Origin of the sequence: Marinobacter sp. S6332 (assembly GCF_023016045.1) — a bacterium.
Lineage (GTDB): Bacteria > Pseudomonadota > Gammaproteobacteria > Pseudomonadales > Oleiphilaceae > Marinobacter.
On record NZ_JALKAP010000008.1, the window covers coordinates 169,341 to 180,796 of the forward strand.

The window sequence follows — 11,456 nt, forward strand, 5'->3', positions numbered from 1 at the left end:
GGTTAGGTACGATGTTGCAGCCAAGCCTCTGCCATTTCAGCAAAACCCAGGCCCGAGGGCTGGCTCGCAATCGCCGCCGGTTGGTGGCTCATACGGGGCAAATGCTTGCGAATGTTGGCCACGCCTACACTCATTGGAAAGCTACGGAACATGCTCTCGTCATTCGGCGCATCACCGATGAAGATAGAACGTTTTTGCAAAGTCTCGATATCCAGCCCCAACAACTCTTGCCCCACTCGAAGCGACATAGTGGATTTGTCGAAGTCTCCGAGCCAAATGTTGATATGAATAGAGCTTTGCCGAACACTAAAGCCCTGAGCTACCAAAGGATCGTGAATGGCTGCCACTTGTTCAGGTGAGAGCGATTCCTGCTGGTTGTAGTCCACCGCAACATCTACAAAGCGGAAAGGTTGGTCTGTGGCCAGCTTGGCCTCGAAGTCCAGATCCAATGCGGCAACCGCGCTTAGTATGGCTTGCTGGTCGCGGCGATGTTTTGCTTCGTTTTCCCAGAAGCGCCAGTTAACCGTTTGCGGAGCCGTACGTTCGGCGTAGAAGGCTCCACCTTCACCAATCACCGCTTTAACCGGCCAGGTACGAATGATCTGGTCACACCATCCTGCGCAGCCACCGGTTACCGGAATGACACTGATACCCGCCTCGGCCAAACGGCAGATTGCTAGATAGGTCTCCGGCAGCAGCCGGCCACCGGTGGTCAGTGTATCGTCCACATCGGTGAACAAAATGTCGGCGTTACCAAACTCAATACTGTCTTTCATAGAGCTCGTTTTCCAATTAACAGCACGAGTGCCTGCCGCGCGAAAAGTTCGGGCGACAGGCGGCTTAGAGTCAGATGACCTTTTTGCGTAACACGCTGGTTAGCGCCTCACCCAAAATGACCAACACAACAATTGCGAGCAGAATGGTTGCCACGGTTTGCCATGCGAACATGTCGATTGAGCCCTGCAACAGCACCCCGATGCCACCAGCACCCACCAGACCCAATACAGTGGATTCACGGATATTAATGTCCCAGCGCAGAATAATGATGGCAAAAAATGCTGGCATTACCTGAGGCACAATCGCATACAAAACCACTTTCATTTTACTGGCGCCGGTCGCTTCCATAGCTTCCACGGGCCGACGGTCGATTTCTTCAATCGCCTCACCCATCAGCTTGCCAATGAACCCAACCGAGCGAAACATAACCGCCAAAATACCGGCCAGTACACCCGGGCCAAAAATGGCCACGAATAGCAGTGCCCAAATAATGGTGTTTACGGAACGGCTGGAAACCAGAATGAATCGACCAATCCACAAGGTGACCTTGTTGGGCGTAGTGTTCTGCGCTGCGATGTAAGACACCGGCAAAGCGATAAATATGGTCAACATGGTGGACAACGTTGCAATATGGACCGTTTCCAACATGGCGGAGAATATGGCACTCCACTGACTAAACTCGGGCGGCCACATGCGTGCGCCCAGACTTTGGATTTGGTTGGGAGCATCCCATACCCAAGGCCAAAAGATGTCGATGTCCCGGACTGCCCATACAACAGCGATAAGAGTGACCAAGTAGACCACATAACGCGTTAGCTGTTCTTTGCGGTCATAACGAGACCAAACTCGATCAGACAATTTTGCAGCGTGATCTACCATACCTTTTTCCTCACCCATCCGCTCAAGCCTTCACTGACCAGAATGATCGCGATGATCATCAGCAAAATGGCAAAGGCGAAATCGTAATCGTAACGTCCGAATGCGTTCATGAGCGTGCCACCTATACCACCAGCACCAACAATGCCGACAACGGCTGAAGCGCGGAGGTTGCTGTCGAGTTGGTACATAGACAGCCCAATCTGGCGCGGCATGATTTGCGGAAAAACCCCGTAAACCAGAATCTTCATGTAACCGGCGCCCACCGAGCGCATGGCTTCAACCTGACCCCAATCAATCTCTTCGATTTCTTCTGCCAGCAATTTGGCAACAAACCCGATGGAATAAAGGGTGAGGGTGAGAATACCCGCCATTGGGCCAAATCCGACCGCAGCAACAAATAGAATGGCCACGATAACCGGGTGGAAGCTTCGGGAGACGATAATAAGCGTACGCCCAAGAATATACATCGGCAGCGGTGCTACGTTTCTAGCCGCCATTACCGCGATGGGCACAGAAAGGAGAACTCCAAGCAGGGTCGCCAAGAATGCAATTTGGAAACTTTCCTTAAACCCCGTCCATAACAGCCCAGCGCGTTCAAAGCTGGGAGGGAAGGCGCCACCAAAAATTTTTCCAGCGCGAGGCAAGCCTTCGGCAATTCGTTGCCAATCAAATGGAAGCGTGGAGAATGCCCAGTACAGGTAAGCCAGAGTGATTGCGACCAATCCATAACGAACCCAAGGGTTTGCAATGAACGGTGGCTTCTTCCAGACCCTGCCCGAATTTGCATCGATTGCAGTTTTGCCCGGTGTCATGCCGTCGCCTCCGGGGCAGGGGATGCCTGCTGACCTGAATCAGCGCCATCTTCTTCCGGCGATTCGATACCGCCGTAGATGGCATCTAGCGCATCCTGATTAAAATCTTTAGGCTCACCATCAAAAATCATCTGGCCATGTCGCATGCCAACAATTCGGTCCGTGTACATTCTGGCCTGAGTAACGTTGTGAATGTTGATCAATACCGGCAAGGACATCTCACTGGCAAGACTTTGCAGCAGGCTCATGATTTGCTGGGAGGTCTTAGGGTCCAACGAAGCTGTTGGCTCATCCGCTAGTAAAATCTGGGGCTCCTGCATCAATGCGCGAACCACCGCGACGCGCTGGCGCTCACCACCAGATAACTGGTCTGCACGCTTATCCGCATAGTGGGCGATACCCACACGCTCCATAAGACTGAAGGCACGGTCGATATCGGATTGCGGAAAACGACGAGTTAAGGCTTGGAAAAAGGACACATAACCCAAACGCCCGGAGAGCACGTTCTCCATAACCGTTAAACGATCAATCAGGTTGAAGCCCTGAAAAACCATACCAATACGGCGGCGGGAATGGCGCAACTCGCCTCCGCGAAGATTGACCAACTCATGGCCGTTCAACTTTATTGAACCTGAGGTCGGCTCAACCAACCGGTTGATGCAGCGCAGCAGCGTACTCTTGCCCGCACCGGATGCGCCGACAATCGAAACAACGCTGCTACCCTCAACCTTAAGATTCAGGCCTTTGAGCACAGGGTCGTTTTGCCCGTAACGTTTTACGAGGTTGGTAATCTCTAACATGAGGTTCACTCCGGGTAGAGCCTCCGGCACTTGGCCGGAGGCTCTTGTTCTACTTATTTAAGATTGTCGGGGGTGTACTGAACGCCGTTGGAGGCTTGGATGGTGCGAATGACCTTCCAGTTATCTTTATAATTGATGGGGACGAAGGTCTCGACTCCCTCAAACTCCTCACCCAATTCTGTGCCTTCAAACTTAAAGGTGTAAAAAGCTTCGCGAATCTTCTCGACCAGATCAGGGTGCAGGTTGTGCGCGTGGTTGTAAGACGTTGTCGGGAAACGATCGGATTCCCAAACCAGACGCACATCGTCTGTGTCGTATAGGCCACGAGCAGCCATACGCTCAACAACTTCAGAAGCTACCGGAGCAGCATCGTAGTCTTTTGCGACCACACCAAGCATCGATTGGTCATGGCTGCCGGAGAAGGATATCTCATAGTCATCACCCGGTACGACGCCCATTTCCGGGAATAGCGCTCGTGGTGCCTGGTTGCCGGAGTTGGATGTAGGAGACGTGTGAGCGACTCGCTTGCCTTTTAAATCTGTGATTTCGTGAATATCCGAATCTTTATGGGTGAACACCTGCAGTGAATAACCAAACTGGCCAGAGTCGGAGCCCATCAGCGCGAAAGGAACTGCGCCAGCTAGATTGACTGCGAAAGGCGTGGGGCCAGTGGAGAATCCAGCGATATGCAGGCGGCCACTGCGCATGGCTTCTACCTGAGCCGAGTTGGACTGCACGGCAAAGAAGCGCACGTCCCTGCCGGTCACTTCAGAGAGGTGGTCAATGAATGGCTTCCAAATATCGGAATAAATGGCAGGGTCTTCAACGGGTGTGTACGCAAAGATCAGGGTGTTGGGATCGTTCCACTTGGACTTATCCTTAGGCAGATCTGCAACCATGTCGCCATTTTCATCGCAGTAAAGAGCGTCAAGCGCGCCGCGTTCACAGTCAGCTACCGCCTGACCACTGAAACCTGCCATAAAAACGGATGCCGCCAAAGCAGCAGAGGGCAGTACCCCGGGAAGCATTTTCTTATAGAAACTCATCGTGATTCTCCGTGAGGAGCGGACCATGCATGGTGACTCCATGCGAAGCATTGAACATCCGGGGCGGGCCGGCTCCGTTGGTGTTTTTGTTGCTAGATGTTCAATTGAACATTCATAGTAGCAGCAACCCAACGTGAGGCAAGCCCATTAGCCTATATCAAGCATTAATCGGGCGAAGAGCGATTGGCGTCAATCCTGACTGGGTCGTTGAACGTAAGGGTTCTGTGAGGGAAGGGGATTTCAATACCTGCATTGTCGAGCGCGGATTTAATTGCGGCGATCACCTCATCCCGCGACTCACGGATATCCAGAGGCCGGGAGCCCGTCCACCAAGAAACTTCAAAGTTAATTGATGAATCTGCAAACTCGTTTGCAAATACCTGTACTGGCCGAGACTCTGTGATCACGGTTTTGCAGCTGGCCACCGCTGTTTTAATCACAGACCTTGCCTCGTCAACATTTTCGCCATAGCCAACGCCGCAAAAAATGGTGGTTCGGCGTTGCTCAAGGGCTGTTCTAATGATGAGAGGGTTTTTGAACAACATACTGTTCGGCAGTATTACTAGCTCGCCATCAGTTTCACGAATGTGTGTCTCGCGCACGAGAATCGCTTCGACAGTGCCCTCATAGCCTTCGCAGGCTACAAAATCGCCAATGCGCATTTCCCGCCTGACCAAGATGATGATCCCGGCCAGAAAGTTCTCAAAAATATCCTTAAACGCAAAGCCAATCGCAACAGACCCTATGCCCAACCCGGCGAGCATTTTTGTTGGGGTAAGCTCCGGGAAGGCTATGATCGCAGCGATCATGATCCCTAGAAGCCAGATTGCCAAAGACGTGAATAAAACTAGTAACTCCACCAAACTCGGGCGCAGGTAGGTTCGCTTGAGCAGGCTTTTAGCAATATGCTTCGCCAACTTGGCAAAGCCGTAAGTCAGCAGTAGAACGACGCAAGAGATAAGGAGCTGTGGGAGGAGTGCAATGGTGCCACGGGCAATCTCCATGACTTGCTCAACCAAAATGCTCATAGGTTCCATCAGATGATCTTACCCTCTTATTCTTGGCTTAGTTCGATATTGGTCCAAAACTCTTTTTTAAAACGGCTCCTCAACTGGGATAGCTCACCGCTAACTGTCATCTGTACGAGGTGGTCTTCCACTATGGGCACCAGAGCCTTATGTTTTACGTGCAAGTAGTTGTATAATCTGAAAGTTTCAATAGGTGGAGATAAAATATCTATCTCATCTTGAAGGTTCATTTTATTTAATAAATACAACCCGTTAAATCGAGTGGTAACGATTAGGTCAGCGCGGCCCAGCCTAAGAATCTCTATCAAGGCAAAATCGGTATTGACGACATGGTTATGCTGAAAGTCTTTCACACCGTCTTCCGTGTACTGAATACCTCTCGTAACACCTACCTTGTATTCGCTAATCGACGGCCAGCCGTTCACATCAATATTCCGGCCTTTTTTAACCAAGACCGATCCTGAGCCTTTTATGATATGCGGTGAAAGCCTTATAAGCGTTGGGCGAAGTTCCTGAACTCTTACGGTTCTTACTACCTCGCCGTCTACATTACCCACACTGGCTTGTTGCAATGCTCTTTTACCCGGCATGATCTCGATCGTGACTGGAATTCCGAGCGAGCCATAGACTTCTTTAACGAGCTCAGAGCCGACCTTCAGAATTGAGTCGCCTTCGATGGTAGAAAAGGTCAACCCGGTTTCTCTATAAAATGACAGGATCTCCTCGTCGCTTTGGGCATTGGCGAAGGAGCTGAGTAACGCTATCCCTAACAGACAGAGAATTGACACTCTCATAGTAAATCCATCTCATTCTGTACGTTTACAGAGGCTTTAGGCAGGCGATGCCTAAAAAAGCCACTCTTCAAGATTGTAGCTCAGTTTTTGGGGTTGCCGGGTTTGCTGGTGAACTTGGAATTAGAAGTGAAGTGGGGGGAGGGAAGTTGTATTAGGACCGCACCATGTGCTCGATGAAGAGCGGTCCTTGTTAGCCAGGTTTGCTCTTAATCGTAGTAGGCCTCAACCTTACCTTTCATGGTCATCATAAGCGGCTGTCCGCGACGGTCTAGCGCTTTGGGTGAGGCGATTTTTATCCAACCCTCACTGATGCAATATTCTTCAACGTTGGTGCGCTCCTTTCCGTTCAGCTTAATGCCAATGTCGTGCGCGAAAACTTCAGCGACGTGGTGCGGGCTATTGGGGTTTCTTGAAAGCCGATCCGGTAGATCTGGCAGTGACTTAGTATCGCTCATGGTAAATACCTGCATTGATATAAAGGAGCGCCATTCTAGAGAAAAAGGGGTGGGTGCTCAATCACAGTAGTGGTGTTATTCCCCTCTGCCATCTTCATTACTGTCTTTGGATTTAAACCCTTTAGAGCACATATCCCGGCTGAAAACACCATCAGTCTACTGCGCCGCCAGATTGGGCTGACTCAACGCGGTTACGCCCATACTCCTTTGCTCGATACAGAGCTCTATCGACGCGAGCAATGATGGTGTCTGCTTTTTCACTACCTTGGTGAGTTGCTACCCCTAAGCTGGCCGTGAGCCGCCTTTTATCAGGGAATTCGTGTTCTGAAATTTGCTTTCTGAGTTGCTCTGCCAGTTGCTTGCAACCTGCGAGATCCGTGTCAGGGCAGATGATAAGAAATTCTTCACCGCCCCAGCGCCCGACAATATCACTTTCACGAATAGAGTCAGCTAACAGCGAAGAGAATGCTTTCAGTAATGCATCCCCAACGAGATGACCAAAACGGTCATTTGCCAGTTTGAAGTTATCGATATCCAGCAAGATGACAGAAAACTGCTTTCCTGTGCGTTTCGATCGTTTTATGGCATAGGAAAGATCTTCATCCAGCTTGAGGCGGTTGTAAATTCCTGTTAGCGCATCAGTAATCGACTGCTGTTTGAATAGCTTGTTTTGGTCTTCAAGTTGAGCTTGAACATCATGCAGTTCAGCAAGTGTGTCCCGGATTTTTCTGTTGGCCTGGGAAAGAGAACGGTTCCAATATAAAGAGACGAGAAGAATAGTTCCGAGTACCAGCAAGGTCAGCCATAGCAAGGTATAGTCAGTGACCTTCTCGATTGCAATCGCGATCCACTTGTCACGAATGCTTTGCCCTTCTTTGGGATCAAGGTGAAGAACTGCCTTTTCAAATGCACTACCGAGTAACGGCTCATCGTTGCGAGTGGCTACAGATAGCTCATATCTGAGAGGCAGGCTGCCGGTAACCGCCAATTTGTTCAGATTAAGGGACTGAATAGCAAAGGCCACGGCACCTTGTGCACCTATGTACCCAAAGATATCACCATTATAAACGAGCTCCATCGCCTCAATATTATTCTTAACTTCAACAAGTACAACACCAGGGTAGCGCTGCCTGAGTTTATCAATTGCGATATCACCCTTGATCACTGCAAATCGAGTTCCGGCGCCTTCCAGACTCTCCTCGACAAAAATTCTGTCATAACGGGTAACAACGGCTAAAGGTAGGAAAAAATAGGGGGTCGTAAAATCCAGAAAAGTTTGCCGCTCTTCACTGGCATTGATCTGCGCAACCACATCACACTCGCGGCTTTTGGCCTTGCTGATAAGATCATTCCAGTCCTGTACTTTTGGCACAATCATTTCAACGCCCAGCATGCGCGAAAAAATATCAAAGTAGTCTTTGGACAGCCCGGTGTGCAGGCCTTTTTCATTCACCCCGTCAAAGGGTAGGCGGTCTGGGTCAACACATACACGCAACACCTTTTTTTCACTCAAGTAGTCACGTTCCGGTTGAGTCAACCCTATGTCAGTTTCAGTCTGGGCAGATGCAGAATTCAGAGCTATTAAAAACCAAGCGGAAGCCAGAGCAAGACACAAACCCCTGACATTACTTTTTAGGCTGGCTTTCATGTGCAAAGTTATTCCTTTGGCTATTTAACCTAAGAATTTACGGTAGCTCAGGTGTGAATGCCGCGAGGCTCTCTAGCATCTGGCTTATTGCCTTTGTATTAAAACCCTTTGAATAACATGACCCCAGGTGCGACCTTTTGCTTCGTTGGCATGCTTGTCGGCGCGGCTTCGGGCTTTTGCTTGGCTGGCACTCGATACAAATGCCGTAAACTGTTTGGTCACGGCTTGGTGATACCTCCGGAACGCAGCTTCACAGCCTGCTTGCGCGCCCTTGGCAATGTCTGAAGGGGGTGCGGATGCGATGTGGCTGAAACGATCAGACTCACTGGCCATGCAATCCTGATAGGCTTTGTATTTCTCGTTGAGGTTGGTACTCAGTGCTTTCTTTTCATCGGCGGTCAAATTAGGCGCAGGCGAAAAAGCTGCGCAGCTTGTCAGCGACCCGCACAATACCACCACAATGGTAGCGCCCCTCCAAGAGCGGGCTGCATTAAAGAAAATCATACCTTTCAGCCTTTTTTGATCGTAAGCGTTCATTCCAAGACGTCCTGCCACCTCGCTGAAATTCGCCCTACAGTAACCTCACATTTTCCAACACGAGGTTACCCCCATGAGAAAGCACCGCACGTCAGAACAGTGGCAGTCCCTGGTCAATCAACAACGTGATAGTGGTCTGTCAGCACCGCAGTTTTGCAAACGGGAGAGTATCGGTTACGCCAGTTTCTGCAACTGGCGTAAGCGCCTTTCTGACCCGTCGACGGATGAGTCATCAGGTTCCGGTGAAGCCGGTTTTCTCGATCTCTCGTCGTTGATGGGCAACTCTCCATCCTCCGGCCCAACCTGGAACATTGTGCTCAGCCTGGGCAACGGTGTGGAGTTGCGGCTGAGCCAGAACGGATGATCGGGCTCGATAGCCAGGCCCGGATCTGGCTGTGCACCGAGCCCACCGATATGCGCAAGTCGTTCCGGGGCTTGAGCGCTCTGGTCCGGAATCAGCTAAAACACGATCCACTCAGTGGCCAGTATTTCGTCTTCGTTAATCGACGTAAAACCCAGATGAAGATGCTGTACTTTACGGCCACTGGATATTGCCTGTGGGCCAAGCGCCTGGAGCAGGGACAGTTCCGGGTGCCGTTGTCCGCCTCCGGTCAGCGAGCCCTGACCCTGACGGATCTGCAGCTGCTGATTGACGGCATTGAGGTGCAAAAATACCGTCAATTCAAGCGTTTTCGAGGGGTATAAACTGTGCGGTTCCGGTATAATATCAGCCATGAATTCAACGGCTTCCACTCCTCATTCCAACGCAACTTCTGACTCGGCTCTGGCCGAGGAGAATGCGTTGTTGCGGGCGCAGCTGGATGCCCAAACGGAAGCGATTCGGCAGCTGACCCATCAACTGGACTGGTTCAAAAAGCAGCTGTTCGGCCCCAAATCCGAGAAGCAGGTCTATGACCTACCGGGGCAGGATGACCTGTTCCAGCCGGAGGACGCCCCCACGCCGGAGAAGCCTGCTGATGAAGAAAAACGCATCATTAAGGCCTACCAGCGCGGCACCGGCAAAAAGCAGCGGGACGACGACTGTCTGAACGACACCGGCCTGCGCTTTACCGCCGATGTGCCGGTGGACGTCATTGAACACCTGCCACCAGAACTGACCGGCCCAGAGGCCGACCAGTACGAAGTGATCGGCAGCAAGACCACCTACCGGCTTGCCCAGCGGGCTTCCAGCTATGTGGTGCTCAAGTGCGAACGTCCGGTGTTCCGTCGTAAGGGAACCGAGAAGCCGATGACAACTCCGGCTCCGTTCAATGTGCTGGACAATAGCCTGGCCGATGTCAGTCTGCTGGCCGGGTTGCTGGTAGACAAGTTCCAGTTCCATCTGCCGCTGTATCGTCAGCATCAGCGTATTCAGCAAGCGGGTATTACCGTGAGCCGCAGTACCCTTACGAATCTGGTTAAGCGTACCATCGACCTGCTTCGGCCCATTGTGGATGCACAGACCGACAGCGTCTTGCGCAGCCGGGTGCTGGCCATGGACGAAACGCCCATCAAGGCCGGCCACCAGGGCCGGGCAGGCCCGCAAAAAGGCAGGATGAAAACCGGCTGGTTCTGGCCGCTGTACGGCGATGCCGACGAAGTGGTGTTCACCTACTCGAACAGCCGCGGGCGTGCCCACATCGAAGACGTCCTCAGCGAATCGTTCAGCGGCACTCTGATCAGTGACGGTTACGCGGCTTATGCCCGCTATGCCGCCGCTCAAAAAGATATTATCCACGCCCAATGCTGGGTGCACAGCCGCCGTTACTTTATCGAAGCGCAGAAGGATCATCCGGAGAAGGTCTCCGACGCACTGCAACAGATCGCGAAGTTATACCGGAATGAAGAGGCCATCAAAACTCAGGGGCTGACGGGTGAGAAGAAACGCCAGTACCGGCTGGATCACTCGAGGCCGGTGGTCAGCGGCTTCTTCCAGTGGTGTCGGGATCAGTTGGAACAAGGTGGCTTGGTGCCCAGCGATCCACTGACCAAGGCCCTGAACTACGTGCTGAGCCGCGAAGCCAGCCTGACCGTGTTCCTGGAAGACCCCGACGTACAGCCAGACACCAACCACCTGGAACGGGCCTTGCGGCCCATCCCAATGGGCAAGAAAAACTGGATGTTCTGCTGGACTGAATTGGGTGCGGAACATCTGGGGATCATCCAGAGCCTGATCAGCACCTGCAAGCTGCACGATATTAACCCCTACACTTATCTGGTGGACGTGCTGCAGCGAATCAGCCAGCATCCGGCCAGTGAAGTCAGCGACCTGACGCCCCGACTCTGGAAAACTCGATTCGCAGAGAACCCATTACGGGCACTAATCGAACCACGCCATCCTGATCGACAGAGCAAACAACCGGAGGTTAGCGTCCGTGCGCATTGACGACATGAGCATCGAGCAGTTGCTGGAACTGAACCAGATCATCTGCCAGCGCATTGATGAACTGCGGGATCGGGAAAATCTGCAGGCACTGAGTCAGTTGCGGGTTGGCCTGAAGGTGACCTTCGAGGGCCGGGAAGGTCCGGTGTTTGGGATCGTCACCAAGATTAACCGCAAGAGTGTGATCGTGCTGGGCGATGATGGCAGGACGCAGTACAAGGTCTCGCCAGAGTTACTACGGCCACTTCGTGATGTGAAGAAAAAGTAGGTCAACTACGTCGTGGAATGAACGCTTAC

At 51.9% G+C, this 11,456-nt stretch carries 14 protein-coding genes; 4 read left to right on the forward strand and 10 right to left on the reverse strand.

The genetic code is table 11. From position 1 onward, the window contains the following. Positions 1 to 2 precede the first annotated feature (2 nt). From MWU62_RS13240 to MWU62_RS13285, 10 genes are all read right to left on the reverse strand, one after another. Positions 3 to 776 (reverse strand): HAD-IIB family hydrolase, encoded by a 774-nt coding sequence (locus MWU62_RS13240; RefSeq protein WP_247115358.1) that lies wholly within the window; start codon positions 774 to 776, stop codon positions 3 to 5. A gap of 70 nt (positions 777 to 846) precedes the next feature. Further along, positions 847 to 1,656, reverse strand: coding sequence for a phosphonate ABC transporter, permease protein PhnE (gene phnE, locus MWU62_RS13245; RefSeq protein ID WP_200365994.1), 810 nt, complete (start codon positions 1,654 to 1,656; stop codon positions 847 to 849). Continuing rightward, positions 1,650 to 2,468: a phosphonate ABC transporter, permease protein PhnE gene (phnE, locus tag MWU62_RS13250; RefSeq protein ID WP_247115359.1), complete on the reverse strand. Its 819-nt coding sequence runs from the start codon at positions 2,466 to 2,468 to the stop codon at positions 1,650 to 1,652. Before phnE (MWU62_RS13250) ends, phnE (MWU62_RS13245) begins: the two co-directional genes overlap by 7 nt. Further along, positions 2,465 to 3,268, reverse strand: coding sequence for a phosphonate ABC transporter ATP-binding protein (gene phnC / locus MWU62_RS13255; RefSeq protein WP_247115360.1), 804 nt, complete (start codon positions 3,266 to 3,268; stop codon positions 2,465 to 2,467). The genes phnE (MWU62_RS13250) and phnC overlap by 4 nt, the downstream gene beginning before the upstream one ends. 53 nt (positions 3,269 to 3,321) lie before the next feature. Further along, positions 3,322 to 4,314 carry a phosphate/phosphite/phosphonate ABC transporter substrate-binding protein gene (phnD, locus tag MWU62_RS13260; RefSeq protein ID WP_247115361.1) on the reverse strand — a complete coding sequence of 331 codons (993 nt, stop codon included), beginning with the start codon at positions 4,312 to 4,314 and terminating at the stop codon, positions 3,322 to 3,324. A gap of 164 nt (positions 4,315 to 4,478) precedes the next feature. Beyond that, complete coding sequence (locus tag MWU62_RS13265) at positions 4,479 to 5,351, reverse strand: mechanosensitive ion channel family protein (RefSeq protein WP_247115362.1); 873 nt, start codon at positions 5,349 to 5,351, stop codon at positions 4,479 to 4,481. 17 nt (positions 5,352 to 5,368) lie between these two features. Beyond that, positions 5,369 to 6,136, reverse strand: a complete 768-nt coding sequence (locus MWU62_RS13270; RefSeq protein WP_247115363.1) for a transporter substrate-binding domain-containing protein — start codon at positions 6,134 to 6,136, stop codon at positions 5,369 to 5,371. Between the two features lie 206 nt (positions 6,137 to 6,342). Further along, positions 6,343 to 6,591, reverse strand: coding sequence for a DUF3297 family protein (locus tag MWU62_RS13275; protein ID WP_247115364.1), 249 nt, complete (start codon positions 6,589 to 6,591; stop codon positions 6,343 to 6,345). 151 nt (positions 6,592 to 6,742) lie between these two features. Beyond that, positions 6,743 to 8,239, reverse strand: a complete 1,497-nt coding sequence (locus tag MWU62_RS13280; protein WP_247115365.1) for a diguanylate cyclase — start codon at positions 8,237 to 8,239, stop codon at positions 6,743 to 6,745. Positions 8,240 to 8,323: 84 nt separating this feature from the next. Next, positions 8,324 to 8,776 (reverse strand): hypothetical protein, encoded by a 453-nt coding sequence (locus MWU62_RS13285; protein WP_247115366.1) that lies wholly within the window; start codon positions 8,774 to 8,776, stop codon positions 8,324 to 8,326. A gap of 73 nt (positions 8,777 to 8,849) precedes the next feature. Here MWU62_RS13285 and MWU62_RS13290 point away from each other — a divergent pair, with 73 nt between their 5' ends. The 4 genes from MWU62_RS13290 to MWU62_RS13305 are packed head-to-tail and all read left to right on the forward strand — an operon-like array spanning position 8,850 to position 11,427. Next, positions 8,850 to 9,140 (forward strand): IS66 family insertion sequence element accessory protein TnpB, encoded by a 291-nt coding sequence (locus tag MWU62_RS13290; protein WP_247115367.1) that lies wholly within the window; start codon positions 8,850 to 8,852, stop codon positions 9,138 to 9,140. Beyond that, positions 9,137 to 9,481: an IS66 family insertion sequence element accessory protein TnpB gene (gene tnpB, locus MWU62_RS13295; RefSeq protein ID WP_016915087.1), complete on the forward strand. Its 345-nt coding sequence runs from the start codon at positions 9,137 to 9,139 to the stop codon at positions 9,479 to 9,481. The genes MWU62_RS13290 and tnpB overlap by 4 nt, the downstream gene beginning before the upstream one ends. A gap of 28 nt (positions 9,482 to 9,509) precedes the next feature. Continuing rightward, entirely contained in the window at positions 9,510 to 11,162 is a 1,653-nt protein-coding gene (locus MWU62_RS13300) for an IS66 family transposase (protein ID WP_247115368.1), read from the forward strand. Further along, a complete protein-coding gene (locus MWU62_RS13305) occupies positions 11,152 to 11,427 on the forward strand; it encodes a hypothetical protein (protein WP_247115369.1) in 276 nt (91 codons plus the stop codon). The genes MWU62_RS13300 and MWU62_RS13305 overlap by 11 nt, the downstream gene beginning before the upstream one ends. Positions 11,428 to 11,456 lie beyond the last annotated feature (29 nt).

What these genes read in the sequence shown, in the direction of transcription:
- MWU62_RS13270 (WP_247115363.1), bottom strand. Translation starts at nt 6,136, where the DNA reads ATGAGAGTGTCAATTCTCTGTCTGTTAGGGATAGCGTTACTCAGCTCC.
- phnC (WP_247115360.1), bottom strand. Translation starts at nt 3,268, where the DNA reads ATGTTAGAGATTACCAACCTCGTAAAACGTTACGGGCAAAACGACCCT.
- phnE (WP_200365994.1), bottom strand. Translation starts at nt 1,656, where the DNA reads ATGGTAGATCACGCTGCAAAATTGTCTGATCGAGTTTGGTCTCGTTAT.
- MWU62_RS13265 (WP_247115362.1), bottom strand. Translation starts at nt 5,351, where the DNA reads ATGGAACCTATGAGCATTTTGGTTGAGCAAGTCATGGAGATTGCCCGT.
- MWU62_RS13300 (WP_247115368.1), top strand. Translation starts at nt 9,510, where the DNA reads ATGAATTCAACGGCTTCCACTCCTCATTCCAACGCAACTTCTGACTCG.
- MWU62_RS13280 (WP_247115365.1), bottom strand. Translation starts at nt 8,239, where the DNA reads ATGAAAGCCAGCCTAAAAAGTAATGTCAGGGGTTTGTGTCTTGCTCTG.
- MWU62_RS13285 (WP_247115366.1), bottom strand. Translation starts at nt 8,776, where the DNA reads ATGAACGCTTACGATCAAAAAAGGCTGAAAGGTATGATTTTCTTTAAT.
- MWU62_RS13290 (WP_247115367.1), top strand. Translation starts at nt 8,850, where the DNA reads ATGAGAAAGCACCGCACGTCAGAACAGTGGCAGTCCCTGGTCAATCAA.
- phnD (WP_247115361.1), bottom strand. Translation starts at nt 4,314, where the DNA reads ATGAGTTTCTATAAGAAAATGCTTCCCGGGGTACTGCCCTCTGCTGCT.
- phnE (WP_247115359.1), bottom strand. Translation starts at nt 2,468, where the DNA reads ATGACACCGGGCAAAACTGCAATCGATGCAAATTCGGGCAGGGTCTGG.
- MWU62_RS13240 (WP_247115358.1), bottom strand. Translation starts at nt 776, where the DNA reads ATGAAAGACAGTATTGAGTTTGGTAACGCCGACATTTTGTTCACCGAT.
- tnpB (WP_016915087.1), top strand. Translation starts at nt 9,137, where the DNA reads ATGATCGGGCTCGATAGCCAGGCCCGGATCTGGCTGTGCACCGAGCCC.
- MWU62_RS13275 (WP_247115364.1), bottom strand. Translation starts at nt 6,591, where the DNA reads ATGAGCGATACTAAGTCACTGCCAGATCTACCGGATCGGCTTTCAAGA.